We start from the raw sequence: 26475 nt of genomic DNA, 5'->3' as shown, positions 1-26475 counted from the left end.
GCGGGCTTTGTGATGGAAGAGGACAGTTAGAGTACTTCTGCAACGGGTGGCGGCAGGCGCATCTCACTGGGTAAGTCCTGAGGTGAAAACAGGTCATTGTGCAACTGGTTAAGCGCGATTGCGACCGCCCCGATCAGCGTGGCGCGAGAGGCAAGTGTGCTGGCTTCAACCGAAATGGTCCGTTTGGTACAGGCAGGTAGCGCCTCCTGGATGAAGCGCACCATCAAGGGGTGGCGTCCGACATTGCCGCCAAGAATGATCTTCTGAGGGTCCAGCATGGCGTCAACCGAAACGACGAGAAGGGCAGCCAGCCTTGCCGTTTCCCTGACCGTCGCCAACGCTTGCGCATCGTCCTTGTCCGCCTGCTCGAGAACGTCCCGGGCAGTCAGCGAACCGTCATGCGGGCCGTAGCGTTCAACAATGCCACGCGCACCGATGCCACATTCGAGCGCACCGCGTTCCAGACTTTCGGGATGATAGGGATCAGCACCGAAGGGCAGGTAGGAGATTTCGCCAGCCGCACCCTTGGCGCCGCGCATCAACTTGCCATTCACGAGTGTTCCAAGACCAATGCCGGTTCCAAGGGAGATGAAGGCGACAGAGCCGAGACCAATGCTGTTGCCCTTCCAGCTTTCGCCGATAACAGCTGCGTTCACGTCATTTTCGATGATGACGTCGCAGCGCAAAATCTCCTGCAAGGTCTTCGTTATATCCAGGCTGCCGGTATCGGACATGTTTGGAGCGAGCGATAACGTTCCTGTCTCTGGATCGACAACACCGGGGGTCGCAACGGCAGCGAGCAGCACCTTGTTGCGCGGAATCTTTGCCTTCTTCAGGCTTCCTTCCACAAGGCTGTTGACGTACAAAAGCAGGTCCTTGCCCGCATGACCCTTGGCGGGTGCTTCGAGTTCTTGCGATATTTTTCCAGCGATATCAACGACAGCAACCCGGATCGTGGTAGCGCCGAGATCGATGCCGATCACACATCCTGCATCGGGCGCCACTTCATACGTAACGGCACTACGCCCCACTTTTCCGGAAACCATTCCCTTGACCCTGACCCAGCCCGATTCCTCGAGCGTTCGGATTACTTCGGACATGGTCTGCTTTGAGAGCCCCGTCTTCTTTGCAAGGTCCGCACGCGAGGTTGGCCCTTCATGGAGGAGAATCTCCATGGCAGCACGCACCGAAATTTGACGAAGCATAGGTGGTGCATTAGTCCATACGTTCATCTATGTGTTCCATCTTTAACGGTAAGGCAGTAACCTTAAATGCCATGCCAGCAGGTTGAGTGCAAATCGTTCGTTCGCTTGACGAATAATAATGTTCGACATGTCAATGATTGCGTCCAGGAAAGATGGCGAGTATTTTCTTTCTGAGCGCGCCTGCGGCCTCGCTGACCTTGCCCCAAGTTTTATCCGGTTTTGAGTTCGCTCCAGCGGTTTTTGAAGTGCTCCCCGAGTTTGGGCCAGCGGGAGCTGGAATTTCCGGGGTTTTGAACCCTTCAAACTGGACCGTTTTTGGTTAGAGTTTTCCGGTGCATTTTCCTGGCTGGGAAAGGAACGGAAAACTCTAACCAAAAACGGTCCAGTTTGAAGGGTTCAGATCAGTTCAGATCAAGACGCTGCTCTACCTCAGCCTCTATCTGAAGTCCCATCGGAGAGAATACTATCGGCTACTGCAAGAGGTTCGCGAACATGGTAACTGGGAAGCCTGGCTGGAGTTTTTCCTGACGGGCGTCGCCGACACTGCCAATCAAGCGTTTGAGGCTGCTACTCAGATCGTCGATCTTTTCAAGGAAGATCGGGAGCGGATAACGATGGAGAGTGATAGAGCAGGGTCGGCCCTTCGCATTCACGAGCTTTTCCAGCAGAATCCTTTTCACACGGCGAACCAGATTGTTCAGGTAACGGGCTTGTCCGCACCAACGGTCAACGCGGCACTCGTCGATCTAGAGCGATTGGGCATCGTTGATGAGGTTACCGGCCGCAAGCGTGGCCGGGTGTTCAGCTATCGACGATACCTTGCGATTCTAGGAGAAGGCACCGATCCCTTGCCTCTCAATTCATGACAAATAGGAAGGTTCGATCTTCATCAAGAGCTTAATTGGACACATTCATTGCGGCTCGCAAGGTATCGTTTATGCGCTCTTGCCAGCCCTGACCGTCCGCCTGAAAATGCGCGAGGACATCGCTGTCGATCTTCAATGATACGAGTTCCTTGGTGTTGGGGATTGTAGGCCGTTCAACGGCCGGCGCTGCGACCTTCTTTGCCGGTTTGAACAGCGCCTCGGCTGCGTCTTTCGGATTGGACGGTCGTCGGGGTGTTGCCATAGTCATATCCTCTTGTGTCGTGCGCTTGAATAGCGCAGCCGGTCAGTTTTTGTTTCCAGGCTGTATTGTCCAGCACAGCGGTGGTCGCCGCCCACGTGAAGCGCGCAGCGGAAAGAACGTAATTGCTGCTGATAAGCCGGTCAGCAGCCCCGCAATCAGGAAGAGATCGCATATTGCGAAGTGAAACTCCACTGGCTTCCTGCAATTGCCGACCTGGTTGCAGGAAGCCTCACCCGATAATAGCCTTCGATCTGCGCTAGGAGTCTAGTTGTTCTTGAAGCCCGCCACGCCTGCTCCGAAACCGTCCGTGACTGGTTTCAACAGAGGCTTATGGCGGGCAGTAGCATGTGATCAGAGACTTAGCTAAATTAAGCCGAAGCCCGGCGGTTCGATTCCGTTCAAGGCGAATACCGCCGCAAATTGTTTCCATTTTCAAGTTGCGGACGTAGCTTGCCGGGAAGTCTCTCGGTCACTGATTTCGGAAGATGAATCGGAAACCTCAGTCTTGAGTTTGAATTAGACGAACGGTTTGTTTAAATCAGACGGAAAATCTCTTTAAATTGGACGGCAATTGGTTTATGAATTGCCGTATGAAAACTGATGGTGTCACCCGCTTGTATGTTGACCGTAAAGCGAAGCTAATCGTTGATACGGCTCTGACAGATACACGTGTTGTTTTGATCTCTGGGCCGCGACAAGCAGGTAAAACAACGCTTGCGCGGCAATTCTCAGACGCAGATCACCCCTACCTGACGCTAGATGATGCAGGCACATTAAGCGCTGCGCGAGCCGATCCAACAGGGTTCATTCGAGGCATCGACAAGGCTGTCATCGACGAGATACAGCGCGCACCTGAGCTGATGCTCGCCATCAAGGAAAGTGTGGATCGGGATGAACGGCCTGGCCGGTTCCTTTTGACTGGGTCCGCGAATCTAGCGACGGTTCCAGCTATAGCTGACTCACTTGCCGGCCGGATGGCGGTCGTACCACTGCTGCCATTTGCTCAAGCCGAAATCCAATCAACCTCCGGGCAGTTACTCGATAAAATCTTCAATGGCGACGAACCCGCGATCGGAGAGAGGGTCGTGTTCGGCGACGATCTTATGGAGATTGTTCTGAAGGGAGGATATCCGGAGGCATTGCGTCGTCCGACGGCTGCCCGCCGGGCAGCATGGCTTGAAGACTATGTCGCTCTCATTCTTGATCGAGACGTCCGTGATATCGCAAATATCGACCAACTCGATCGGTTGCCAAAATTGCTGAATGTGCTTGGTGAGCATGCAGGCCAGCTCGTGAACCATAGCAGCTATGGGTCGGCATTGGGATTGTCGAGCGTCACCGCAGGCAAATACGTAGCTATACTGGAGCGCCTTTTCCTGGTGCGCACACTTCCGCCTTGGTCGAACAATCGATTAAGCCGGCTCATAAAAACCCCAAAGCTGCATTTTGTCGACACCGGTCTTCTCGCAAGCTTGCGAGAGGACAGCCTAGATAGTCTTCGACGCGACAAGACCCGGTTTGGCGCGCTACTGGAGAGTTTCGTTGTATCTGAACTGTTGAAGCTTGCCTCCTGGTCAGAGCGCCGTCTGACGTTTTCACATTATCGAACAAAAGATCAGGATGAGGTCGATATCGTGATCGAAGACCGTCGTGGTCGCGTGGTCGGGATTGAAGTCAAAGCATCTGCCACGGTCAAATCAGATGATTTTAGAGGTCTTCGCCAACTCGAGCAGGCGGTGGGTGATCGTTTTGTGCTGGGACTGGTTTTACATGACCATGATCGTGTAACGCCGTTTGGGGAGAAGCTGCGCGCTGCGCCGCTTTCTATCCTTTGGACAATGTAGCTGCTGCACTGCAGAACCACCATGTGTCTGGCAGGAGGATCATCCATGGGGCCTTGACATCGTCAATACGCGCGATCCTTTGTCGCGCCCTTTTCTCTGAGATAGCGGGGTGCCATTCTGACCTGCCGTAATCATACTTCGTCGGCGCGCAATGCTGGCGCTGCAAACGCGTGAGGATGCTGGACAGGTGGGCGATACAGCGCCGCTTTGGCGAGGTCGGGTCGATTGTATCGATGGAGCCACTGTTGCGTTGCCTCGGTTGTCAGAACCGGGAGAAAAACAGCTTCGTTCCAGCTCGTTCAGAAAAGAGATTGATCCCTGAACCTTACTCATATGGGTTCCTGCAAGTCCGGTTGTGCTCGTCGGGCCTCATACGCTTCCACCACAGCAGAAAGTTCTTTTTCTTTGGCATCCGCGCTTTTGAGGCTCCCGAACTGCATGCTCAGCCCAGACACTCAGAACTGATGTTCGACGAGCTTGATTGCCCAAGTGCAGCAGCCTCAATGAAGAATCGCACCTCAACTATGCCGTCGTGACCCAGAAAGCGGACGGCGTTTCTGGTGTCGTCGTAACTACGGCTGCGATTTGGAAAGATTAGAGTCATAAGCTGAGCCTTTCACCGACTGGTGCAGGCCGATTGGAAACAGTCGGCCTTGCGATATTGAATTGGTACATGACACCGACCAATCTGGACGAAGATGAAGCCCATCGGACGTAATGAGGATTGTCTTTCGGCGCCGCAACGCTTGGCAACCCTCCTTAGTTCGTTGCGGTGGCACTCCCCAATTCGGCGTCTTTTCGTAGCACATCCTCAATCTCCGCAGCGGACACCTGCAAGAACTGACGTTTGACTGTTTTTGCGGAAATTGCAGGTATCTCGAGGTGGGTTGCCACTCGCCTGTAGGCCGTAAAACTAAGACCTTCAACGAGCTCTTCGTCGACGACGAGACGATAGGTGCCAGCTTCTATCCTAACAGGAATTTCCCTGGTCGCCGCACGTTGTTAACGTTTCAGCAGGTAGTTTGCGACCGGGGACTGCGCTGTCTTCAAAGCATTCGCCAATTCGCAGTATTTTCTTGATGGGGAGTCCCACGCCACTCCTCGATCCAGAAAGAACCGCCTCAGGTCTTCGCCCATTTTGGCTTTCTCATTGATGCCCGCCGCTTCCATAAATGCCTCTCCAGACGCAAACATGGTTTTTGCTATGCCCATCACAGCATCTCGTTTGGCCGAAAGTTTCTGATCATCGACCGTGAAATCTGCGCATAGTTCCACGATGCGTTGGGCCACGCCTTTGGAAAGCACAGTCTCATTCATTTCCTGAGTGATCACGCGTTGACTGACGGTCAACTCGGCGGAGAACGCCGACAATGGGATTGATGAAATGACGAAAGCAGATAGCAGAAGCGTCTTGTTCAATTGAGGGGGCTCCCGTTCCAAAACGACCGAGTTGTGCATTTCCGCTAATCCGGACCCGTCAAACTCGTCCAGTTTGACGGGGCCGGATCGGTTTTTGATACGCCAACTGACGCAGTGGAGGCAAGCGGCGGAAACGGCTGCAGGCTATCTCCGTGACGAAGATATAGAGGAGGGCGGTTCCAGCTCGGGGCGAAATGACACTAAGGGGTGAACTCCGGTTTTCAGCCCAGAGGCGACCTTCGCGCCCGACGAAGCATCACGATGAAAGTATCATCGTGCCTTCGGCAGCCCCAGCGACCCGCCGTAGCATGTCTGCTGCTTCTCGGCACTGCCAACGAACAACTTATTTTTGTGATCGTATGAATATATTGTTGACCAGACCGGGCACTCATCCTGATATCTTTGGCAATATTTGACTGAAATGCAAAGCTGTGAGCCAATCACGCTTATTTTCGCAGGAGGCTTGTCGTGGATGCCCTCGAAGAGGACTTGGGACCGCGGTTCTCCGTCTTCCCACGAGGCGGAAACTCTAGCCTCAAAGTGGTCATAACCAACACTGGAGTAAGCAATTTCATAAATAACAGTGCCAACCGGCGGCACCGCAATACTACCACTGCGAAACTCATCCCAATCGTGGACCTCCTCATCCCCTTGGGACGATTTTTCGGTGACGATCAGACTTAACCCGGTCAAGATGAGCGAAAAAACTGTGCGCTTCATATTCTTCTCATGTGCCTGTTCGCTCTAAACGCCGTTGACGGCACTTCCTCCATGCCGCGAACAACAGCAATGTCCGCTCAGCAGCCGTACCAAGCCTTCCGACATCAAAATCCACGAGGGTTCATGCGACACCGGAACCTGCCCTATGGTGTCATTCCGCCCTCAGCCTGAACCGACCCCACGTTCTTTACCTCGGCGGCGAATGATTTCACCGGTACGTCTTTTTACAAAGCCCCGAAACCTCGAAAAGAAAGAGCCAACAAACCGCCCAGATGTTCCATAACCATGTCAGTTAATCTATGGCTGAATTTAGTTAAATAATACAACTTTACTCTTTCCGATTGAAGTCAACCGGGCCGGGCTGGAGCCGATCTACTCACGCAGTCGCCTCCCATGGATTGATCAAGGCCACACCCGCATCTTCAAAATCCCTGACGTTACGTGTGACGAGAATGAGATCGTGGACGATCGCGGTTGCAGCGATTAGCCCGTCGATGTCGCCACGTGGCCGGATTGCGGCGATACGGCCCCATTCGACGGCGACCTTGTCTGTCACCGGCAGAATACGGTCTTCATGGTCGTGGCGCAGCTTTCGATGCCATTCGGTGAGGTGAGCAGCGGTCTTTGGATCCGACTTCTGCTTCAGCGCAATACCACGCATGATTTCACCGAGGGTCAGCACACTCAGGTGGATACCAAGCGGGTCGATCGAACGCAGCCAGGCAACCGCTTGCGGCGTGCCGCGCCGTGCCTCCGAAACGATATTGGTGTCAACGAGATACATCAGAAGGCCACGCCGCGGGTTGGCATTTTGGCGCGCACTTCGACCGCGTCGGCAAGCTCATCGTCCCACGCAGGGCCGCCGAGCAGGTCGTCGACCAGTGTCGGCCGGCCGGCACGCAGAGCGTCGTAGTCGTGGGCAGACAGAACCACAGCGGCACGCTCGCCCCGAAGTGTAACGATCTGCGGTCCCTCATGTCGTGCTTTTTGCACCACTTTCGAGAATTGGTTTTTCGCGTCCTGCAGTTGCCATTCCATCGCCTCGCTCCAAACTGTCTAGCCTGTCTAGACTTACACTGTATATCAACTTCTCGCCTGTGAAAAGCGCACCTTCCTAAATTATCCAGCGGGTCGGTTCAGTAGAACGGTGATGAGGAGATCCGCCTCGTAGCGGAATACAAGGGCCTTCGTGAGTGGTCCGCTGAGCAGCTACCGTTCCGCCGATCCGCACCGAAATTCGCCTGAAAGACCGGAAACCCGGGCGTTTCCGCTCATTCAGGGCGACCGACAGCAGGTTGGTCAATGCCTGACCATATAACTATCGATAACCGTTTGAAATCATTCGGACTATTGCAGAAACGACTACGTCCTGCGGCGTCAGACCTGGACGTATTTCCTGTCGAAATAGACGAGCCCGCGACCGTCAGAGCTCTTGCGAACGGCGGTCACCTTGCAGATCAGGACGTCATGGGTTCCAGCTTCGAGGATACTGCTGACCTTGCAATCGAAGGATGCGATCGCATTTACGAGCGTCGGCGCGCCGGTTTCGAGCGGCGACCACTCGCCGAGCTTGAAGCGCTCAGGCATCGGTGTCTTGCCGCCGAAGAGGCGGCTGATATCTTCATGGTCGCTTTTCAGCACGTTGACGCAAAGCACGCGATTGGCGTTGACGGCAGGATAGGCTGAAGAGCCGCGGTTGATGCAGACGAGAAGGGTGGGGGGCGTGTCGCTGACGCTGCAGACGGCCGTCGCCGCGAAGCCCGCGATCCCGCCGGGACCATCGGTTGTGACGATATTGACGGCAGCGCCGAGTCTCGCCATCGCATCGCGAAACAGGACCCTGCTGTCCTCAGCATGTGTGAAGTCGTTGTTTTCGACAGGAGTCATGGTTTGCATGGCGGCGGGCTCCGGCAAAGAGGTCAGGAGAGGAGGCATGCCTCTTCGAAGGAGAGACGTGGCAGGCGGTCGAACAGCTTCGACCGATCCCCGTGGCCGAGGTTGATGAGGAAATTTGATTTCCAGGTCGTGCCGGTAAAGAACGCTTCATCAACTTTTGTCTTGTCGAAGCCGGACATCGGGCCCGCGTCGAGGCCACGGGCACGCACCGCGAGGATCAGATAGGCGGCTTGCAGGCTGGCGTTGCGGAAGGCCGTTTCGTCGGCCAGTGCCACGCTCGAGGTGAACCAGGATCGCGCGTCACCATGTGGGAACAGCGCCGGCAGCTTGTCGTAGAAGGCTGTATCATAGGCCGCGATAACCGTGACCGGCGCGGTCATGGTCTTGTCCAGATTACCCGAGGAGAGCGCGGGCCGCAGCTTTTCCTTGCCCTCTGCCGTACGCACGAACACGAAACGCGCCGGTGAGCAGTTGGCCGAGGTCGGCCCCATTCTGGCAAGTGCAAAAATATCTTCGAGCTGCCCGTCCGTCACAGGCCGGTCGGTCCAGCCGTTATGGGTGCGGGCTTCACGAAACAAGACGTCCAGGGCGTGATCATCGAGATGATTGGACACGGTCGGCCGCTTTCAAATGTGCCCGTTCGAGACACGCCAGTAAATTGGCGTCACCCACATGGACGTTGTTGTTCTCGTTGAAGGGCAGGATGCCCGAAACATACACGATGCCATCGGCGAGCGTGCTTAGCGAATAGGGAGCGATGGGTTTGCTTGTGCCTTCCGGCACGATGACAGTGTTCGGCATTGCGCTTTTCCCTGGATGCGGATGTCTCGGAAAATTATCCGGATGCGGGCGCGACCTGACCGATCGCGCCGCAAAAGTCTGCCGTGGTCGAAACCCAGCCGAAAAACTTCTCGATATTGTAGATGCTCGCTTCCTGCATGATTGGTGGCCCGAGATGATGGGTTGCATCTGAGAGCATGACGCCGAAATATTCGAGATGGAAGGCGTCGCGCAGCGAGCTTTCGACGCAGACATTGGTGGCAATACCGACGAAGACCAGATTGCGGATGCCGCGGGCGCGTAGCACGCTGTCCATGTTTGTGTTGAGGAAGCCGCTATAGCGGGTCTTCGGCACGAGAATGTCGCCCGGTTGCGGCTTCAACTCCTCGACGAGGTCGTAATCCCAGGTGCCTTTGGCGAGTAGCGTGCCTTGCAATTCCGGCCTTGCCCGCATGGTCTTCAGCGCGTTCGACTTGTGCCAGTTCGGCGATCCGGGGCCGCCGGCCTCGATATAGTCCTTGTCCCAGCCGTTCTGGAAATAGACGACGAGAACGCCGTTGGCGCGGGCGACGTCGAGCGTCTTCCTGATGTTGGTAATGGTCGAGCGAGCGCCAGCTATGTCGAAGCCGGCGAGATCGACATAGCCGCCCTCGGTCGAATAGCCGTTTTGCATGTCGACCACAACAACTGCCGTTTCGGCGGGGTCGATCGACAACGGCTCGGGACGTGCCGGAAGCGTGATTCGTCCAGCAAGATTCTTCTCGGGCAAGTGGCCGACTGCTGACATGCTGCTCATTCGGCGGCCTCCGCATAGACATGCCTGCGCGATTTCATCAACGGCTGGATATGCTCACCGAACTTTTCGACGCCCTCCAGGAAGTCGTCGAACGTCAGCATCGCTCCACCTGTGCCAGGCACCTCCGCCATCTCGTCGAGCATCGCCGCCACCTCCTCGTAGGAGCCGACCAGCGTGCCCATGTTGATGTTCACGGCCGAGACGGGGCTCGACATATGCCGGACATTCGTGTCCGTGCCCGATTTGGTGTCGGCAGCGCTCTGGAGGCCGAGCCACTTGATCGCCTCGTCATCGGCGCCGGTCTTGTAATGTTCCCACTTCTCCCAGGCGTCCTCGGACCTTTCCTCGGCGATGATCATGGTCAGCACGAAGGAACGTACGTCCCGTCCGGTTTTCGCAGTCGCTGCTGTCAGGCGTTCATTGGTGGATGCGAAGGCTTTGGGTGTGTTGACGCCGACACCGAAGCAGAAGCTGTAGTCGGCGAATTGCGCCGAAAAGGCCATGCCGGCATTGGAAGAACCGGCGCAGATCAGCTTTACCTCCCCTTGAGGGACGGGCTTCATCCGACAATCGTCCATGTGGAAATACTGGCCGTCGAAGTCGGACTGGCCGGTGGTCAGGAGTTCTTTCAGGACGGCGGCGTATTCCGAAAGGTAGGTGTAGCGGTCGCCGAAATAATCGTCTCCGGGCCACAGCCCCATCTGGCTGTATTCAGGGCGCTGCCAGCCCGTGACCAGGTTCACACCGAACCGCCCGCCGGAGATCGAGTCGATGGTCGTCGCCATCCGCGCCACGATCGCTGGTGGCATGACCAATGTCGCGGCGGTACCGAAGAGCTTGATCTTCGAGGTGACCGCCGCCAGGCCCGCCATCAGCGTGAAAGATTCAAGATTGTAATCCCAGAACTCCGTCTTGCCGCCGAAGCCGCGCAGCTTGATCATCGAGAGCGCGAAATCGAAGCCGTATTTTTCGGCTTTCAGAGTAATTTCCTTGCTGAGATCGAAGCTCGGCTTGTATTGCGGCGCATTTTCGGAAATGAGCCAGCCATTGTTTCCGATCGGGATGAAAACACCGATTTCCATAAGGTAATTCCCCGGTTTTCCGGCAAAATTTCCCATCATTGTTTCCAGTAATGGGAATGTTCTGCCGATATGTTTGTGATGGAGTGAGCTGCGCACCACCTTTGCTTCGACAATTGATGGAAACGGTGTTGCGATAAAGAACAATTTTTCGCATCGGAAATTGCTTCAAAGGCAACGCCGCGTCGCAACGCTTCGCCAACAACCAAAGTGCGGTGCCTCGGCGATAGGCCGATAGCTGAATTTTTTGGCGCAGAGTGCTGTAAAAACACGCAGCTTCGCGTGTTGCATTTCTAGCAATGCTTGAGACTAAAAATTGTTCTTTGCGCGAACGCCGGCTTCGGTGATGATCCGGAGAATTACAAAAGTCTCTCACGGCAACGAAGAAGAGGGGAACTATATGTCAGAACTTTCGATGAACAGGCGGGGTTTTGTGAAAGCGGCCGCTGCACTGGGCGGCCTTGCAGCCGGACAGACACTTCTATCCGTGCGTCCGGGCTCGGCGGCTTCGCCCGCCAGGATCCGCATGCAGCTCGGCTGGCTTGCCTCGAACGGCCTTCTCGGCGAGGTCGTCGCTCTCAAGAAAGGCTTCTATGCCGAACAGGGCGTGGAGCTCGAAATCGTTCCGGGCGGGCCGAATGTCGATGGCGTCGCTGGCGTTGCGGCCGGCCAGTCGGCTATCGGGCAAATCTCCTCCAGCCCTTCGGTGATGCTGGCGCGTGGCGCGGGCATGCCAGTCAAGGCGATCGCGGCCGGCTACCAGAGACACCCCTATGCCTATTATTCGCGCAACGCCAAGCCGGTTCGATCAGCCAAGGACATGATCGGAAAAACGGTCGCCATCCAGCCAACCGGCGCGATCCTATTGCGGGCCCTGCTGGCGAAGAACGGCGTTCCCGACGACCAGGTCAAGGTGGTCAACATGGGCGCCGACATGAACCAGCTGATTACCGGGCAGGCCGATGTCGTGGTCGGCTGGATCACCAACACGAACGCGCTCAAGGTCCTCGGTGATGACCGCGTTGATCTGATGCTCTGGGATACGGGCATCCAGCTCTACGCCAACGTCTACTACACGACGGACACGGAGCTTGCCGAACACTCAAAGGAACTAACCAGCTTCCTTGCGGCCACGGCGAAGGGCTGGGGCTATGCGCGCGACCATCAGGAAGAGGCGGTCGATATCCTGGTCGAGGCCTATCCCAACCTTGACAAGGCGAGCGAGTTGGAGACGATCGGCCCGCTGATGCAATTCGCCTTCAACGAGACCACGAAGGCGAACGGTTGGGGCTCCATGACCAAGGAAAACTGGGCCGAGCAGATCAAGACCTATGCGGACCTGGGCCAGTTCAAGGAAAAGGTTCCGACTGTCGATGAGGTCATGACCCTTTCGCTGCTGGAGGCAACCACCGATATCCGCAAGCAGGTCGGGTGACCGTCATGCCCGTCCCTCTGGAGAAAGATGACACCTCGGTATCCGATGAGCCGTCGCCGGCGGTTTCCGTCAACAAGCTTCACATCCGTTTCGGCAAGGGCGAGGCGGAATTCACTGCGTTGCAGGACGTATCCGTTGAAATCCCCGGCGGGGCGCTGGTGACTATGCTTGGTCCGTCCGGTTGCGGGAAATCCACGCTTCTGCGGGCGGTCGCCGACCTCGTGCACGTTTCAGACGGCTCCATTTCCGTGCTCGGCCGGCCGCCCCGGAAAGCACGTGAAGGCCGCGACTTCGCCTTCGTCTTCCAGGAGGCGACGCTGCTGCCATGGCGCAGCGCCATCAACAATGTTCGCCTTCCCATGGAAGTCGGCAAACGCGATCCCGGCGCCGTCTATGCCGATCCCGAACAGCTCCTCGCGATGGTCGGTCTGAAAGGGCGCGAAAATGCATTGCCTCACGAGCTTTCCGGCGGCCAGCGGCAGCGTGTGGCGATCGCACGGGCTCTGGTCACACGGCCTCGCATACTGCTGATGGACGAGCCGTTCGGAGCGCTCGACGAGATCACGCGTGACAAGCTGAACGAGGAGCTTCTGCGGCTCTGGCAGGAGACGGGAACAACCATTCTCTTCGTGACGCACTCGATTCCGGAAGCGGTCTTCCTTGGCCAGTATGTGCTGATGCTGGCTTCCCATCCGGGACGGGTCAAGGAGTTCATGAAGATCGACCTTCCCCATCCACGCTCCCTGCCCATGCGCGACACGGTGGAGTTCATCCGGATCACCGCGCATCTGCGTGCGCTCCTGGAGGAATGCTGATGACAGATACGATTCGATCCGCAGACCCCACTCCAGCGAGTGCCCTTCCCACCAGGAAAGCGGCTTCCGTCAACGCAGTTCTTGTTCCTCTTTTCGACAATCTGCCCGCGATCCTGGCCATCGCTGGCTGTATCCTGCTCTGGCAACTGATCGTTTGGGCATTTTCGGTTCCAACCTTCATGGCGCCGAGCCCGGTCGCGGTACTCTACGCCTTTAGGGAAAACGCGGGCATTCTCTGGACCAATCTCCTGCCGACCCTGATGGAGGCGACGCTGGGTTTCGTGTTCGGTAATCTCGTGGCGATCCTGCTGGCGGTCTGGTTCGTCTACAGCCGGACGGCGGAAAAGGCATTCTATCCGATCGCGGTCATCATCAAGTCCATTCCGATCATCGCGCTCGCGCCAATCCTTGTCCTTCTTTTCGGCAACGGAGTGACACCGAAGATCATCATCGCCGGGCTGATCTGCTTCTTCCCGACGCTGGTGAACATGGTACAGGGCCTCAAATCGGCGAGCCCCGCCATGCTCGACCTCATGCGGGTTCTCTCGGCCAGCAACGCGGAAATATTCTGGAAGGTCCGCCTGCCGGCTTCCCTGCCGTTCCTTTTCGCGGCGCTGAAGATCGCTGCTACGAGTAGTGTCATGGGCGCCATCGTCGCGGAATGGATCGGCTCGAGCTTCGGTCTCGGCGCCCTCATCATTGAAGCGACCTACAATTTCCGCTCCCCGCTTCTCTACGCGACGGTGGTGGTCGCGGCGGCGCTTGCCGTAGTGCTCTTCTTCGCGGTGTCGATCATCGAGAAGAGGGTCATCCGCTGGAAACCAACGAATTCGGAGTGATTCCGTTTCGCCTGCCCAAAGCGACGCGGCAGCCATCGCCGCATCGGAGCCATTGCGTCGGCTTGCCCGACAGGAGGAAAGAATGAACAGCATAATCAGAATACCCGAGGGACATGCCACGATCGTTGACCGCTCCGATGTCGTGGTGGTCGGCGGCGGGCCGGCCGGCATCTCCGCTGCGGTCTCCGCGGCGCGAAACGGCGCGAGCGTCACCCTTCTCGAACGTTATCCCTACGTGGGTGGCCTTGCCGCCGGCGGCATGGTGCTCGTTCTCGACGACATGGTGAACGGTCTCGAGATCACCGTGCAGGGAATCTGCACCGAGATGATCGAGCGCATGCGCAGGAAGAACCTGTGCATGGTTCCCGACGAGAACGATCGTCAGCTCGACCGGCGCGACCTGCCGGAAAGCTGGCGGCGCTGGGCACGCTGGGGCCTTTTCGATTTTCACACGCCGTCCGCGCCGCACCCGATCTGCTATGCAGCGGCATTTGATCCCGATGCCTTCAAGCAGACGGCCTACGATCTCTTCGCCGAGACACGCGTCAAGTTGCGCACCCATAGCTGGTTTTCCTCGGCGATCGTCGAGGACGGTTCGATCAAGGGTGTCGTCTGCCAGACCAAGGAGGGATTGCAGGCAATCATGGGCAGCGTGGTGATCGATGCCACCGGCGATCTCGACGTCGCGGCAAGCGCTGGCGCATCCCATATCGAGGACAGCTTCATCTTGACGACGGTCTCGCGCTGGGGCGGCGTCGATACGGAAGCCGCGGAGCGCTTCGAGTTCGAGGAGCCGGAATTGTTCAAACGGCTCGACCATGAGGCCAAGCGTTTGCTTGGCGGCTGCTGGGCCTATTGGTGGCTGAAGACGCCCCTTCCCGGGGTCGTCTGGCTCAACTGCCCGCATATGCCGAAGCTCTCGGGCCTCAAGGTCGAGGATCTGACGGCCGCCGAACTGGAAGGTCGTGCCCGCATGGCGCGCCTGCTCGATTTCGCGCGGGAAAAGCTCCCCGGTTTCGAGAACGCCTATGTCATCGACTTCGCACCGCAGACCGGGGTGCGCCAGACCCGCATGCTACAGGGCGAATACGTTGTCACCAAGGACGATGTCATGAACCGCAGGCATTTTGCCGACACCATTTCCCGTGGCCGTGACTACTACACGCCCTATCGCGCCCTTCTTCCGAGGGAAGTCGACCAGCTCCTCGTGGCGGGCCGGCACTATTCGTCGACGCCGCAGGCGCAGAAATCGAGCCGCGAGATCCCGCCCTGCATGGCGATGGGCGAAGCGGCCGGAATTGCCGCCACAGTGGCGCTCAATGCCGGGACGACGGTGCGCAAGGCCGATGTCAGGGCCATACAGAAACAGATGCGGGCGCAGGGAGCCGACCCCGGCGATATCCCGTCCGCCAATGCGACCTATTTGGAGGCAGCAGAATGACGACACTTCCCCTCGACGGCGTCCGCGTGATCGATTTCACGCAGGTCATGCTCGGCCCCTGCTGCACCCAGATGCTGGCCGATTACGGCGCCGATGTCATCAAGGTCGAGAAGGAGAAGATCGGCGACCTGTCACGCTGGTCGCTCGGTTCCGATCCGGACGGGCTCAACAATCCCGTCTTCTGTTCGCTCAACCGCAACAAAAGAAGCCTGGCGCTTGACTTGAAACGCGAGGACGTCCGGGCAGCCGTGCTCTCCCTCATCGACAAGGCCGATGTCGTCGTCAACAATTTCCGGCCCGGCGTCATGGAGCGCATGGGCTTTGGCTACGAGGACCTGCGCGGGCGCAATCCCCGCCTGATCTATGCGGTCGGCACGGGTTTTGGGCTCTCTGGCCCCTATGAACACAAGGGCGGTCAGGATGTGCTGGCCCAGGCGCTCTCCGGCGTGATGCGGCGTAAATCGGACGCCGGCCACCCTCTGTCGATTTACGCCACACCGCTCGCCGACTTCTCGGCGGGTATGCATCTGGTGCAGGGCATCCTGCTTGCGCTTCTGCAGCGGCAGAAGACAGGGGAGGGGCAGCAGGTCGCGGTGAACCTCTACAGTTCCATGCTTGCCATGCAGATGCAGGAAGGAACGGTGCAGATGATGCGCGACAGGGAACTGAACTGGGGCGCCTTTCCGCTGACCGGCGTTTTCGAGACGACGGATGGGGCCATCGTGATGGTCGGGGCCTTCAAGCCGAATCCGCTGCGTGATATCTGCGCAGCGCTGGAGATCGAGGATCTCTCGCTGCAGTCGCGGTATGCGAATTTTGATGTCCAGATGCAGCATCGGCCCGAACTCCAGGCAATTTTCCGGGAGAGTTTTGCGAAGAATTCGACCGGGCACTGGATCAGGCGTCTGGAAGAAGTCGACATCCTCTGCGCGCCGGTACGCTCCATCGCCGAGGCTCTCGCCGACGAGCAAACCATCATCAACAAGATGATCCTCGAAGCGGGCAGCACCGACGCCGGTCCGGTCCGTCTTATCGGTTCGCCGATCGACATGTCGGCAGCCGAGGTCGTCGTCCGCATTCCGCCGCCCCGGCTCGGACAGCACAATGCCGAGATTTTAGGCCCGGTTCCGGGTGCAGAACGGGACGATGCGGCATGACCGTCGAATTCAGCGTTTCCAATCGGGTTGCCCGCGTGACCCTCAACCGGCCGGAGCGCCTGAATGCCGTCGACGCGGCGACCGAGCAGGAGCTTGAGGGCATCTGGCAGGAGATCGAAGGGCGTGACGACGTAAGCTGCGTCGTGCTGACGGGCGCGGGGCAGAAGGCGTTCTGCGCCGGCGCCGATCTCAAGGGGGTTGAGAAATCCGGCCTGGATTATTGGGCGGAGGAGCGGCCGAACGGTTTCGGCGGCCTTGCTTTCCGGCGCTCGCTCGACGTGCCGGTGATTGCGCGGGTTAATGGTTATGCGCTCGGAGGCGGTTTTGAAATGGTGCTCGGCTGCGATATCGTGATCGCAGCGGAGGCTGCAAGATTCGGCCTGCCGGAGGCTCGCGTCGGCCGTATGCCGCTGGACGGCGGCATGGTGTTGCTCCAGCGCAAAATCCCGTTCAACCGCGCCATGGCCGTGCTGATGACCGGCAGACAGTTCACCGCGGGCGAGATGTTCGACTTCGGCATCGTCAATGAGATCGTGCCGGCAGAAGGGCTCGACGAGGCCGTCGAGCGCTGGACGAGGGAGATCGTCGCATGCGCGCCGCTGTCGCTGCGGGCCATCAAGCAGACCGTAAACCGCACCGGCCATCTCTCGCCATCGGAGGCGCAGGCGTTGCGCACGCCAGCGCTCGTCCGGGCGCTCAAGAGCGAGGACGCTCTGGAAGGCGTGACAGCTTTCCAGCAAAAGCGCGCCCCCGTTTGGCAAGGTCGATGATCGTGTCGTAAAACACATCAGAAATGACACCCAGGCGGGAGGCCTCATGCACGCCAGCATTCTCAAGTATTTCGCAGCGGTTGCACGATCCGGCTCAATCCGCAAGGCTTCGGAAGAGGTGCATGTCGCCACGTCAGCTCTCAGCCGCCAGATCAAGAAGCTGGAAGAGGAGCTCGGGATCACTTTATTCGAGCGTTTTTCCAACGGCCTCCGGTTGACGACCGCTGGTGAAGAAGTGCTCAGGCATGCGAGAAGCACCTTGCGTGAATACGAGATATTGAGAAGTGATCTCGGCGCCATGCAGGGCAAGAAGACCGGCAGGGTTCGTATCGGATGCCTTGATAGTCTGACGGTAAAGTTTCTGCCTGAACAGGTTCGGGCGTTTCACCAGCTCCATCCTGCCGTCAGCTTCCACATCCAGACGGCCGGTCATGGCAATGTTACGGACTATGTTGCAGAAGGCGATGTTGATCTCGGCATTACGTTCGATCTTGCCAGACCGGATGATACAGAAATGGTGTTTCGTGTTCCAATGCCGCTGGTGGCTTGCGTCAGCAAGGGGCACTCTCTTGCAAAACACAAGAAGGTCTCACTGACACAATGTTCACAGTTCAACCTGCTTTTGCAACTGGACACGCAGCCCATCCGCTCGCTCGTCGAGATCGAGTTGTCGGCCTTCGAACGGACGGGTCGCTCGTTCATCGTCTCCAACAGCCAGGCGATGCTGAAACCGTTCATCATGTCAGGCGACGGTGTCGCCTTTTTCACGCCTCTCGGTTTCATGGACGAAATCAGAACGGGTGAGATCGTCATCATTCCAATTTCTGGCTCCAGACTGCAAAGCCTTCACATCGGGATTCTGGTCCAGAAGCGCAGGCAACTGACGCATGCGGCTGAAGCAGTCATCCAGAGCTTTAGTAGTGCCCTGCAAAAATACAGCGATATTATCCACGAGGCGACTGCGAGTTGAACACGCACACACCCGACATCCGCCTCCTTTTGAAACCCGGCCGCGGTCCTGCCCTTCGCTGCCTCGAAACCCCGGATTGCCTGTCTGACGGTTTCATGACCGCTGGCATTCAATCAGGCGCGTTGATTATGCCGGCTCCAGTGAATGCGCATGATCACGGCTATGGTATCCGCACGCTCGATTTCGGCGGGCTCGACGACGCGCTCGAGGTCTGGATTCCATCGCTGCGGTTGCGGCCGCGGACGGACCCGTATCTGGAGGCGCTGGTTGCCTTTTCCCGCCTGGCGCTGACCGGCGTCGGCGCGACGATGCACTGCCACAATTCGCTGAATGTCGACCGTCTGGCCGTTGAGGCGAAAGCTGTCATCCGCGCGGCGGCGGATGTGGGCATAAGGCTGGCGCTTTCCTGCCCGTTGCTTGACCATGACCCATGGGCATATGGAGGCGGGCCTGGACGGTTGAGAGAGTTCCTCGGTGAGGCCGACTGGACGGTACTATCTCCTTCGATCCCAAACTATGTGCCGATCATACGCCAGATCGAGGCGGTCGAGCAGGTCGCCGCAGAGAATGCCGGGCCGATGGTCGATGTTCAATTCGGGCCGATCGGCCCGCAATGGTGCTCCGACGGGCTTCTCGAAGCGATCGCGGAGGCATCGGCCCTGAGCGGCCGGCGCATCCATATGCATCTTCTGGAAAGTCCGCGCCAGCGCACTTGGCTGGACCGCCGTTTCCCGCAGGGCGTGGTGCGTCATCTGGACGAGATCGGTTTTCTTTCCCCACGGCTTGCCGTCGCGCATGGCGTGCAGCTTCGCGAGGACGAACTGGAGCTTCTGGCCGAGCGGGGCGTGCAGATGGTGTCCAACCCATCGGCCAATCTGCGGCTGCGGTCCGGCGTCGCGCCATTGCCGCTCATGGTGCGGAACGGCCCGGAATTCGCGATCGGACTTGACGGAACCGGTTTCGGCGATGATCAGGATCTCTGGAGCGAGCTGCGGCTGGCCTATCTACTGCACGGTGGACGGGAGCTTTGCCGCTCCTTCACAGCGGAAAGGCTCTTCGACGCCGCGATCCATACCGGTGCGAAAGTGCTCAACATGCCCGCCGCGGCGGATTTCGCCGTGATCGACTACGCGGCGCTCACCGCCGACAGTCTTTTTGACGATATCGACGAGGCGGAAGTCATCCTGACCCGGATGCGCGCCGCTTATGCCACGGGCCTTTTCGTCGGCGGGAATGAAGTCATGCGGGACGGGCGGCTTCGAAACATCGATTTTGCTTCCGCCCGCCGGGAACTCCTGGAACAGGCGCGGGCCGACTTGCCCAGGCTTCAGCAGGAGCGCCCGCGTGCCAGGGCGCTTGCCGAGGCGACACGGCGGTACTATGCCGATTGGTGATCAAGCCGGGTGAACAAGCCGACCGGCGAGGGCGTCGAGCCGCGCCAGCGCATCGGCGTCGCCGATCGCCATATTCGGAGCCGCGACGTTGTTCCAGACGGGGTTGCCGGTGCGCCTGCCCACCAGATGCTTGACCGCCGCCACCAGCGGGTAGGCGGCAACGCCCTGCCGAAGCGACCGCACATTTTCCTCCAGTGCCTTATCGCTCTGGTTCTTCCACAGGGCAGCGGAGGAGGCGGGGTCGATGTTGACCGTCGCCGAGATGCAGCCGGCGTAATTGTCCCGGCCGGCATCTGCCAGCGACACTTCGTTGCTCGGGAACACGGCAAAGCCCGGAATTGCGGCGAGCTGGCGGGCATAGTCGAGATTGCCGGAACTGTCCTTCGCGCCCCTGATGCGATCGGGGAAAGCGGATTGCAGACGCGCGGCGAGTGCGGGGCTGAATTCGATCCCCGTGAGCTGCGGGAAGTTGTAGAGATAAAGATCGATCGGCCTGGCCTGCGTCTGTCCGACGAGTCTGCCGAACCATGCGAAAATACCGTCTTCCGGAACCGGCTTGTAATAAAAGGGCGGCAGGACGAGGGCTGCCGCATATCGGAGTTCCGAGGCGCGCCGCGTCAGAGCCACCGTGGTCGCCAGATCGGGCGTTCCCGTGCCGACCATCAGGCGGCCGGCGTCGAGGCTGGAGGCGGCGATCTCCATGACGAGGCTTCTCTGGGTAAAAGAGAGCGAATTTGCCTCGCCGGTGGTGCCCAGGACGTTCAGGGCATCACAACCGTTGTCGAGGCACCATCGGCAATGTTCGACGAATGCGTCGGCGTCGATCTCGCGCGAGGCGGAAAAAGGGGTCGGTACAGCGGCGATGACGCCTTTGAGAGGGTGTTTGGACATAAGGCGCCTTTGCTGGGATCAGAGATGGAGTGCCGAAGCAGGGCTCCGGGGATGAGCGGCCACCAGGGCGTGGTCCTTGTCGGTGGAACGGCTCTTGTCCCACCCGCCGGGAGAACCCATCCCCGTCACCGACGGTTCGAAGAACTCCCGATTAACGTCGAGAAAGATCCGCCTGTCGTCAGATATTTCCTCGTCCCACACGATCGCATCCACCGGACAGATAGACAGGCAGAGGCCGCAGTTTATGCATTCGCCGGGATGGATGTAGAACATGCGGCCGCCCTCATAGATACTATCGACCGGGCAGGCGGCCGTGCAGGCGCCGTCCTTGATGTCGATGCAAGGCGAAGTGATGACATAGGCCATCCGGGCAGCCTCCTTCTGGAATCCTCGAAACGGAGGCAAATAGCCTCCGACGGCATTGGTCCCAGAAATCCGTCTCGCAAGGAAGTTCAGAGTTTCGCCCGGGTGATTGCCATTATGGCAACGCTAACTGTGCGCGTTCCATAGGCTCTGCCATGGCAGATAATCTGTATCGAGACGACCTGACGGAGTGCCAATGCAATCCTCGAGCAGCTCGCAGCGGACCTTGGCCAGGACTGGTTCCAGAATTTCCGCGTTCGGAAGTTTAATACGCCCGATTGACCGGGCTGGATACTGACCAGTTCATGCTTCAGCGAAGCGTGTTCTATTCCCGGCAATTTGATCTCCGAAAAGTTGAAATTCCCAATTCGAGATTCGTGTCGCTACTATGTCGTGTATTGGTTCTTTCCTCAAAGACGGAAAGATGATGGGAGCGGTTGGTCGTGTCGATCGCAAAAAAGCTCCGCTGCGATGAATACGTTAAGTGCATCTGCCGATCTTGAGAGTTTGCGTCTTTTTGATGTTCCAGGGGAGACTTCATAATGCGGCTTTCCACCATTGCGTTCGTTATGTCGCTTGCCTCCGGCCTCTGTCCGACGATGCTCAACCAAGCAAGGGCTGAGGTGGCGTTGGTGTGTTTTGACCAAACGGATGCGACAAACTGTATGCCGAGGGTCGATATCCAGCCTGCTAGAACTGCCGGGAGCACGTACGATCAGCTTTATAGGGCTTATGCCGAGTTAGCGTGGCAGGACTTTCTCGCACTCAGTCTGCCTGATTCCGGCGATTTGCCGCAATCAGGCGGCCCGCAAACCCCGAGGCCAAAACCGCACTTAGGATATTACGCAACCGCTAAGAAAGAAAATCGCTCCTATATCCCTAAGTGGTTGAAGTTCATCTCCGCGACAGACTTATTTCCCTCAGACGGCAATTCGCCGCGGAAATTCGCCGCTTCGGCGCTGGTCCCAAAGGAGTGCCAGGCGTTGAACGCTGGTAACCTTCCCGTACTCGATGAATATTTCCAGGCCAACAGAATGGGGCCGGTAATTGACCAGAGCAAAAACTATCTACGATTTGGCATTGGCTTCAATGAAGTAATGTACAATTACGTCGTCAGTCATCATTTGTACTATAAAAAAGGGCAAGTCGATTTCGATGCGCGGGACAAAAAGGATGGGCAGCGCATAAAGTGGGACCTGAAAGTAAATTGGCCTTCAAAGTTGGAAAGCAATAATGGTACAATCGCTGGTTCCATTTTCGTCAAGTCTGCATGGAAAATCATCGAAGACGCCGACAAAGACGAGTACCTAATGATCGACGCCTATATCTATACACCCCAATCTGACAACCTCGCTGCCAGCCTAAAGAATCCGAAGACCGTCCCGTTTATCGGAGAAACGCGAGTTGCGGAGCCGGAGTGCTTGGTGAAAAAAGTGGCTTTAGTTGGGCTGCATATTGTTCATCGAACGCCATCCGCACCGCAATGGGTCTGGGCCACGTTCGAGCACAAAGATAATGCTCCCTGGATTGATGAGCTTTCAACGGGCACGCACGCGGCAGGTCCTGAGCGCGCATTCAGCTTATTCAACTCAAACTCAAATAAGTGCTTGCTGCAGAATGGGCAGTTTGTGCCCGAATGCAACGAATTACCTAAACATCCATGGGATCCGCGGCTAAACACTAGCAATTCCAAACCGGAGCCGTCGCAGGTCGTCAGGTCGTTTCGACCGGGGTTGAAGGCCGCCGAGGTCAATGCTGAAATGACAAACCCTGAAAAGAAGGGGCATCTCGATAGCATTCCAGGCCCGTGGAAGAACTATTTCCTGGTGGACGTTCAGTTCCCGACCGTTGTGAAGCACGATGACAAAGGCAATTGGTCGGAAAATCCGGCCTATCCTGATGGCATGCCTACGCCCTCGTTTCTCGCGAATTCCACGATGGAAACTTATGTGCAGGGCTTGCTGAGCGGGCAGACGTCCAATGGGAACGAAATACCAACCGAAGATCGCATGCAACTTAAATCTGGCCACGGTATCTCCGGTGGCGCGGTGCGAGTTACCTCAAGCTGTGTCAGTTGTCACTACGACGCGACGACGACCACCGGCACCAACTCCAATTTCGTATTTTCGCTGAGCCGAGCCAAAGAGCAGATCAAGGCAGCACGATAAAGCCAGCGCGGCTGCGGCAAAGTCAGGATCTTTCCTTTAACACGAAACAATCGGAGTAATTCGGCATGGTCAGTATCGATAGGCGCACTGCCTTACAGCTTGGCTTCGGTGGATCGATTGCAGCCTATGCCTTGAGTCAGATGCCAATGCTTGCTTCGGCGGCAGCTATTCCAGAGGTGAACGCAACCCCGGAATTTATCTGGCTGTCGAGCAAGCTCATTCACGTCAAGGAAGAAATGATCGCGCCGACGGTTCCGCAGGACGGGCGCAGACTTTGCGACCTTTACTATAGCCTCCTCAAGGATGCGGCGACCACGACGGCATTCCAAAAATTTGAGGAGAAACTTAAGGACGTGAAGGATAAGCCATTTGATCAAAACTTGCTGGGCAAGTCGGGAGAGGTCGGAATAGTTGGAGACTCGCAAAAGCCTGGCAAACCAGCGGAGCCTGCTACAACGGAGATTGCATGGGCGTCGCGAATGACAATGATGATGTGGCTATTCGGCGCATGGTACGGCGGGGAAGAAATCAGACGGTTAAAAAGGAAAGACCCTCAAGACAATCAAGCAATCGGCCCAACAGAAAGTTACTTTTCCAAAGATATTTACAAGAAGGATTTCGTCATTTCGAGCCGGGCTTACGCTAACGGCTGGATATGGAGAATGGCGCAAGCGCATCCCATGGGTGTGAGCCAGTTTGCCTTTGGGAGCTGGGCAGAGGTACCTCCCGAGCTCGTGGACTATGGATTTGATCTAACGACGTGAAGGGGACCTCCGATGGCGAATGAGAAGAAACAGTATCATGTTATCATCGTCGGGTCCGGTTTTGCCGGTGCGACCTTGGCCAAGAAGCTTGGTGAAGCGGGGAAGAAGGTGCTGATCCTTGAAGCCGGGCCGGCCGTCCCGCGCGGCCGCGAGGACTATATGGAGAACTTTTTCCTCAATACATTCAAGTCGCCGGAATCACCATATCCTCCTAACCATACAGCTCAGCTCCCCACTCAAACCAACGTCCCTCGTCCGTCGATCCCGGACCTTGCACTTGGCTGGACGAAAAAGGGTGATAAATTCACTCACAATCTCCAAGATGGCAAGGAATCGTATCTCCTTTACAAGGAAGACGGTGACAAAAATCTTACTCCCTTCGCAAGTACCTACGAGCGAATAGCTGGTGGCACCGGCAATCATTGGATGGGTACGTGCCTTCGGATGACCGACAGCGACTTCAAACTGCAAAGCAAATATAAGCCAGTCACTCAAAAGGGTGACAAAATCGGCTTGGATTGGCCAGATGACATTACATACGCAAAACTCGAAGAACATTATCAGTTTGTTGAAAAATTGATTGGCGTTGCTGGTGATGACCTTGAGCAGAAGGCCGAAAACCCTTCGATGAAGTTTGAATTCCCGATGAAAGGAATTCCGAAGTCATATCTGGATATGCGTATTTCAGATAGTCTCAAGAAGGTGGGTGCCCAGTCAGACCTAGTGAAGGCATTTGGTGGTCAAGCACCAATAGTTACGTCCACACCTGCCGGGAGGAATTCTGCTCCCTACCAGAATCGGCGGGTTTGCCATGGAAACACCAACTGCACTCCGATTTGTCCCATTCAAGCGAAATATGACCCCACGGTGGCTCTAAGCCAAGCCTTTGAGACCGGAAACGTTGATATTCTGTATATGCACGTTGTCGATTTTATCACTTTCGAGGCTGCAACCAGTAAGGTGAAAGATCTCCACTTCGTCACATACGATGATACATCCGTACCGGCAAAAGATTCGGTAGATCTTAAAAGCCGACAGAAAAATCTCTCTGAGATTGCTGAAATTACTGACAAGACAATATTTGTTCTTGCGGCTCATGCCATCGAGAACGCAAAGATCATGTTGAATTCTTTCGAAGAAAAACATAACCCGAACTATAAGAAAACATCATCCGATGAGTTCGTTGGCAAATATTTGATGGACCATCCGGTCTATCTTGCATGGGGACTCACCAAAGCGACCCACAATCCGAAGGAACGCGCCTATGGATATCGCGGGCCGCTTTCAACAAGCGGAATTGAAACCGGCCGGGACGGAGCGTTTCGAAAAGACCAGGCTGCCTGGCGCATTGAGATTGGCAATGAGGGTTGGAACTGGCCGGCTGAAGATCCCTATAATACAGCCATGGACTTCATCTATGGCACGAACAAGAACCAATTGAACCCAGGTAAGGAAATCCTGTTTGGCCAGCCCTATGTGAAGAAGCTAAATGACCTCCTCACGCGGCAATTCCGGGTGGCCTTCCTAGTTGAACAAGATGCCAACGAGAAAAGCTATATTGAATTATCGAAGGACAAAACAGACAATCTAGGCATCCCTCGAGTAGAGGTGCACTATCACATATCCGACTATGTGAAGAAGGGGTTCGAGTCAGCGAAACGGGCTGCCGAAGAACTCTTCAAGCACATGGAGGCAGAGCCGTACCATGAGCAAAGAGTGGGTTTGGAGGACAGGCCATTTAACGACGTCGATGAGAAGGATCCTCTGCAATTCACGTATGGTGGCCACACCTACCACTATCAGGGCGCTGGCCATGTATGCGGGACGCACGCCATGGGGAAAGACCCCAATAAGTCAGTGGTTAATTCCTACCAGAAATCCCATTCGCACGACAACCTGTATTTGGTTGGTTGCGGATCGATGCCAAGCATCGGTACGCAGAATCCGACACTTACGATGCTCGCGATAACGGACCGCACAGCGGATAATATCTTGGGAAAGGTATGAATTCTGTTTGCAGATTGCCGCCGACCAGGACAAGAATGCAAGATACCCGGATTCTTCGTTCCTAAACTATAACATGCAGCGAACGTTGGTATCGGTGACTGCATGCCCCCGATACCACCGACACTTGTATATTTTACCATTCAAGTCGCTTCATAGAAAGCTCCCCCGCGTAAGCGTCGGGGAGCTTTTTTGTTTCTGCTCCGTATCCAACTCGCCCGCTCGCAGCCGCTCCAGGTAGTTGTGGCGCGCCAGAACCTGATCAATCGCGACTTCCATGCAAAAGCTCTGAATGTGAAATGGCTGACAGACATCACCGAGTTCCAGATCCCAGCCGGGAACGCATCGAACGGTCATCAACCAAATCTCCAGCATCATCGGCGTCATCGATGAGATTACTTTCCAAACTAATCTGCTGGCGCTGAATGCCGGTGTTGAGGCTGCGCGGGCCGGGGAGGTGGGTAAGGGCTTTGCGGTGGTCGCTCAAGAGGTGCGCGAACTCGCGCAGCGGTCGGCTCAAGCGGCCAAGGAGATCAAGGATCTTAAAGCCCTCTTCTGCCGCGCGATTATCCAGCTCACTTTCGAACAGAGCTATCA

At 56.9% G+C, this 26475-nt stretch carries 24 protein-coding genes and 5 pseudogenes; 14 read left to right on the top strand and 15 right to left on the bottom strand.

Annotation, left to right across the window (positions count from 1 at the left end; all coding sequences use genetic code 11):
• Window positions 1–26: 26 nt before the first annotated feature.
• The gene (locus tag AC5I5B_RS06135) at window positions 27–1175 is read right to left on the bottom strand and encodes an ROK family transcriptional regulator (RefSeq protein WP_495752522.1); all 1149 of its coding nucleotides are present in this window, start codon (window positions 1173–1175) and stop codon (window positions 27–29) included.
• Window positions 1176–1618: 443 nt separating this feature from the next.
• Here AC5I5B_RS06135 and AC5I5B_RS06130 point away from each other — a divergent pair.
• Window positions 1619–2071: pseudogene (locus tag AC5I5B_RS06130) on the top strand (Fic family protein); the annotation flags it as partial.
• A 31-nt stretch (window positions 2072–2102) separates the two neighbouring features.
• Here the strand turns inward: AC5I5B_RS06130 and AC5I5B_RS06125 are convergent.
• On the bottom strand, window positions 2103–2333 hold the full coding sequence (locus AC5I5B_RS06125; protein ID WP_495752521.1) for a BrnA antitoxin family protein: 231 nt from the start codon (window positions 2331–2333) through the stop codon (window positions 2103–2105).
• A 590-nt stretch (window positions 2334–2923) separates the two neighbouring features.
• On the opposite strand from AC5I5B_RS06125, the gene AC5I5B_RS06120 reads away from it, so the two are divergent.
• Window positions 2924–4177 (top strand): ATP-binding protein, encoded by a 1254-nt coding sequence (locus AC5I5B_RS06120; RefSeq protein WP_495752520.1) that lies wholly within the window; start codon window positions 2924–2926, stop codon window positions 4175–4177.
• Between the two features lie 472 nt (window positions 4178–4649).
• Here AC5I5B_RS06120 and AC5I5B_RS06115 read toward each other — a convergent pair.
• From AC5I5B_RS06115 to rutA, 11 genes and pseudogenes are all read right to left on the bottom strand, one after another.
• Window positions 4650–4781, bottom strand: a pseudogene (locus AC5I5B_RS06115) (DUF1488 family protein); the annotation flags it as partial.
• Between the two features lie 155 nt (window positions 4782–4936).
• A pseudogene (locus AC5I5B_RS06110) lies at window positions 4937–5140 on the bottom strand (hypothetical protein); the annotation flags it as partial.
• 39 nt (window positions 5141–5179) lie between these two features.
• Window positions 5180–5596 carry a hypothetical protein gene (locus AC5I5B_RS06105; RefSeq protein WP_495752519.1) on the bottom strand — a complete coding sequence of 139 codons (417 nt, stop codon included), beginning with the start codon at window positions 5594–5596 and terminating at the stop codon, window positions 5180–5182.
• 270 nt (window positions 5597–5866) lie between these two features.
• On the bottom strand, window positions 5867–6316 hold the full coding sequence (locus AC5I5B_RS06100; RefSeq protein WP_495752518.1) for a hypothetical protein: 450 nt from the start codon (window positions 6314–6316) through the stop codon (window positions 5867–5869).
• Window positions 6317–6692: 376 nt separating this feature from the next.
• Complete coding sequence (locus AC5I5B_RS06095) at window positions 6693–7100, bottom strand: type II toxin-antitoxin system VapC family toxin (RefSeq protein WP_495752517.1); 408 nt, start codon at window positions 7098–7100, stop codon at window positions 6693–6695.
• Window positions 7100–7354, bottom strand: coding sequence for a type II toxin-antitoxin system Phd/YefM family antitoxin (locus tag AC5I5B_RS06090; RefSeq protein WP_495752516.1), 255 nt, complete (start codon window positions 7352–7354; stop codon window positions 7100–7102). Before AC5I5B_RS06090 ends, AC5I5B_RS06095 begins: the two co-directional genes overlap by 1 nt.
• 339 nt (window positions 7355–7693) lie before the next feature.
• Window positions 7694–8203: a flavin reductase gene (locus tag AC5I5B_RS06085; RefSeq protein WP_495752600.1), complete on the bottom strand. Its 510-nt coding sequence runs from the start codon at window positions 8201–8203 to the stop codon at window positions 7694–7696.
• Between the two features lie 32 nt (window positions 8204–8235).
• Window positions 8236–8826 (bottom strand): malonic semialdehyde reductase, encoded by a 591-nt coding sequence (locus tag AC5I5B_RS06080; protein WP_495752515.1) that lies wholly within the window; start codon window positions 8824–8826, stop codon window positions 8236–8238.
• Window positions 8827–8872: 46 nt separating this feature from the next.
• Window positions 8873–9013, bottom strand: a pseudogene (locus AC5I5B_RS06075) (pyrimidine utilization protein C); the annotation flags it as partial.
• 34 nt (window positions 9014–9047) lie between these two features.
• On the bottom strand, window positions 9048–9788 hold the full coding sequence (rutB, locus tag AC5I5B_RS06070) for a pyrimidine utilization protein B (protein WP_495752514.1): 741 nt from the start codon (window positions 9786–9788) through the stop codon (window positions 9048–9050).
• Window positions 9785–10870 carry a pyrimidine utilization protein A gene (gene rutA / locus AC5I5B_RS06065; protein WP_495752513.1) on the bottom strand — a complete coding sequence of 362 codons (1086 nt, stop codon included), beginning with the start codon at window positions 10868–10870 and terminating at the stop codon, window positions 9785–9787. Before rutA ends, rutB begins: the two co-directional genes overlap by 4 nt.
• Window positions 10871–11267: 397 nt before the next feature.
• Here rutA and AC5I5B_RS06060 point away from each other — a divergent pair, with 397 nt between their 5' ends.
• The 8 genes from AC5I5B_RS06060 to AC5I5B_RS06025 all read left to right on the top strand — a co-directional run bounded on the left by AC5I5B_RS06060 (window position 11268) and on the right by AC5I5B_RS06025 (window position 19688).
• On the top strand, window positions 11268–12302 hold the full coding sequence (locus AC5I5B_RS06060; RefSeq protein WP_495752512.1) for an ABC transporter substrate-binding protein: 1035 nt from the start codon (window positions 11268–11270) through the stop codon (window positions 12300–12302).
• Between the two features lie 5 nt (window positions 12303–12307).
• Window positions 12308–13117 (top strand): ABC transporter ATP-binding protein, encoded by an 810-nt coding sequence (locus AC5I5B_RS06055; protein ID WP_495752511.1) that lies wholly within the window; start codon window positions 12308–12310, stop codon window positions 13115–13117.
• Window positions 13111–13956: an ABC transporter permease gene (locus AC5I5B_RS06050; RefSeq protein ID WP_495752510.1), complete on the top strand. Its 846-nt coding sequence runs from the start codon at window positions 13111–13113 to the stop codon at window positions 13954–13956. The genes AC5I5B_RS06055 and AC5I5B_RS06050 overlap by 7 nt, the downstream gene beginning before the upstream one ends.
• Window positions 13957–14038: 82 nt before the next feature.
• Entirely contained in the window at window positions 14039–15397 is a 1359-nt protein-coding gene (locus tag AC5I5B_RS06045) for an FAD-dependent oxidoreductase (protein WP_495752509.1), read from the top strand.
• Window positions 15394–16554, top strand: coding sequence for a CaiB/BaiF CoA transferase family protein (locus AC5I5B_RS06040; RefSeq protein ID WP_495752508.1), 1161 nt, complete (start codon window positions 15394–15396; stop codon window positions 16552–16554). Before AC5I5B_RS06045 ends, AC5I5B_RS06040 begins: the two co-directional genes overlap by 4 nt.
• Entirely contained in the window at window positions 16551–17324 is a 774-nt protein-coding gene (locus AC5I5B_RS06035) for an enoyl-CoA hydratase-related protein (protein WP_495752507.1), read from the top strand. The genes AC5I5B_RS06040 and AC5I5B_RS06035 overlap by 4 nt, the downstream gene beginning before the upstream one ends.
• 46 nt (window positions 17325–17370) lie before the next feature.
• Window positions 17371–18294: a LysR family transcriptional regulator gene (locus AC5I5B_RS06030; RefSeq protein ID WP_495752506.1), complete on the top strand. Its 924-nt coding sequence runs from the start codon at window positions 17371–17373 to the stop codon at window positions 18292–18294.
• A 128-nt stretch (window positions 18295–18422) separates the two neighbouring features.
• Entirely contained in the window at window positions 18423–19688 is a 1266-nt protein-coding gene (locus tag AC5I5B_RS06025) for an amidohydrolase family protein (protein ID WP_495752505.1), read from the top strand.
• On the opposite strand, the gene AC5I5B_RS06020 is transcribed toward AC5I5B_RS06025, so the two are convergent.
• Both AC5I5B_RS06020 and fdxA read right to left on the bottom strand, forming a co-directional pair.
• Window positions 19689–20579 carry a dihydrodipicolinate synthase family protein gene (locus tag AC5I5B_RS06020; RefSeq protein WP_495752504.1) on the bottom strand — a complete coding sequence of 297 codons (891 nt, stop codon included), beginning with the start codon at window positions 20577–20579 and terminating at the stop codon, window positions 19689–19691.
• Between the two features lie 18 nt (window positions 20580–20597).
• Complete coding sequence (gene fdxA, locus AC5I5B_RS06015; RefSeq protein ID WP_495752503.1) at window positions 20598–20945, bottom strand: ferredoxin; 348 nt, start codon at window positions 20943–20945, stop codon at window positions 20598–20600.
• Window positions 20946–21484: 539 nt separating this feature from the next.
• Here fdxA and AC5I5B_RS06010 point away from each other — a divergent pair.
• The 4 genes and pseudogenes from AC5I5B_RS06010 to AC5I5B_RS05995 all read left to right on the top strand — a co-directional run.
• Window positions 21485–23110 (top strand): hypothetical protein, encoded by a 1626-nt coding sequence (locus tag AC5I5B_RS06010; RefSeq protein ID WP_495752502.1) that lies wholly within the window; start codon window positions 21485–21487, stop codon window positions 23108–23110.
• A gap of 65 nt (window positions 23111–23175) precedes the next feature.
• Window positions 23176–23874 carry a hypothetical protein gene (locus AC5I5B_RS06005; protein WP_495752501.1) on the top strand — a complete coding sequence of 233 codons (699 nt, stop codon included), beginning with the start codon at window positions 23176–23178 and terminating at the stop codon, window positions 23872–23874.
• A 12-nt stretch (window positions 23875–23886) separates the two neighbouring features.
• On the top strand, window positions 23887–25881 hold the full coding sequence (locus AC5I5B_RS06000; RefSeq protein WP_495752500.1) for a GMC oxidoreductase: 1995 nt from the start codon (window positions 23887–23889) through the stop codon (window positions 25879–25881).
• A 358-nt stretch (window positions 25882–26239) separates the two neighbouring features.
• A pseudogene (locus AC5I5B_RS05995) lies at window positions 26240–26475 on the top strand (methyl-accepting chemotaxis protein); the annotation flags it as partial.

Source organism: Agrobacterium sp. (genome assembly GCF_059499945.1).
The sequence above is the reverse complement of the archived record's forward strand: the minus strand, read 5'-3'. Positions and strand labels throughout refer to the sequence as shown.

Coding starts and splice junctions, on each gene's coding strand:
- AC5I5B_RS06050 (WP_495752510.1), top strand. CDS start 13,111: ATGCTGATGACAGATACGATTCGATCCGCAGACCCCACTCCAGCGAGT.
- AC5I5B_RS06095 (WP_495752517.1), bottom strand. CDS start 7,100: ATGTATCTCGTTGACACCAATATCGTTTCGGAGGCACGGCGCGGCACG.
- AC5I5B_RS06100 (WP_495752518.1), bottom strand. CDS start 6,316: ATGAAGCGCACAGTTTTTTCGCTCATCTTGACCGGGTTAAGTCTGATC.
- rutB (WP_495752514.1), bottom strand. CDS start 9,788: ATGAGCAGCATGTCAGCAGTCGGCCACTTGCCCGAGAAGAATCTTGCT.
- AC5I5B_RS06055 (WP_495752511.1), top strand. CDS start 12,308: ATGCCCGTCCCTCTGGAGAAAGATGACACCTCGGTATCCGATGAGCCG.
- AC5I5B_RS06090 (WP_495752516.1), bottom strand. CDS start 7,354: ATGGAATGGCAACTGCAGGACGCGAAAAACCAATTCTCGAAAGTGGTG.
- AC5I5B_RS06135 (WP_495752522.1), bottom strand. CDS start 1,175: ATGGAGATTCTCCTCCATGAAGGGCCAACCTCGCGTGCGGACCTTGCA.
- rutA (WP_495752513.1), bottom strand. CDS start 10,870: ATGGAAATCGGTGTTTTCATCCCGATCGGAAACAATGGCTGGCTCATT.
- AC5I5B_RS06035 (WP_495752507.1), top strand. CDS start 16,551: ATGACCGTCGAATTCAGCGTTTCCAATCGGGTTGCCCGCGTGACCCTC.
- AC5I5B_RS06005 (WP_495752501.1), top strand. CDS start 23,176: ATGGTCAGTATCGATAGGCGCACTGCCTTACAGCTTGGCTTCGGTGGA.
- AC5I5B_RS06025 (WP_495752505.1), top strand. CDS start 18,423: ATGCCGGCTCCAGTGAATGCGCATGATCACGGCTATGGTATCCGCACG.
- AC5I5B_RS06010 (WP_495752502.1), top strand. CDS start 21,485: ATGCGGCTTTCCACCATTGCGTTCGTTATGTCGCTTGCCTCCGGCCTC.
- AC5I5B_RS06125 (WP_495752521.1), bottom strand. CDS start 2,333: ATGGCAACACCCCGACGACCGTCCAATCCGAAAGACGCAGCCGAGGCG.
- AC5I5B_RS06060 (WP_495752512.1), top strand. CDS start 11,268: ATGTCAGAACTTTCGATGAACAGGCGGGGTTTTGTGAAAGCGGCCGCT.
- AC5I5B_RS06040 (WP_495752508.1), top strand. CDS start 15,394: ATGACGACACTTCCCCTCGACGGCGTCCGCGTGATCGATTTCACGCAG.
- fdxA (WP_495752503.1), bottom strand. CDS start 20,945: ATGGCCTATGTCATCACTTCGCCTTGCATCGACATCAAGGACGGCGCC.
- AC5I5B_RS06085 (WP_495752600.1), bottom strand. CDS start 8,203: ATGACTCCTGTCGAAAACAACGACTTCACACATGCTGAGGACAGCAGG.
- AC5I5B_RS06030 (WP_495752506.1), top strand. CDS start 17,371: ATGCACGCCAGCATTCTCAAGTATTTCGCAGCGGTTGCACGATCCGGC.
- AC5I5B_RS06000 (WP_495752500.1), top strand. CDS start 23,887: ATGGCGAATGAGAAGAAACAGTATCATGTTATCATCGTCGGGTCCGGT.
- AC5I5B_RS06120 (WP_495752520.1), top strand. CDS start 2,924: ATGAAAACTGATGGTGTCACCCGCTTGTATGTTGACCGTAAAGCGAAG.
- AC5I5B_RS06045 (WP_495752509.1), top strand. CDS start 14,039: ATGAACAGCATAATCAGAATACCCGAGGGACATGCCACGATCGTTGAC.
- AC5I5B_RS06020 (WP_495752504.1), bottom strand. CDS start 20,579: ATGTCCAAACACCCTCTCAAAGGCGTCATCGCCGCTGTACCGACCCCT.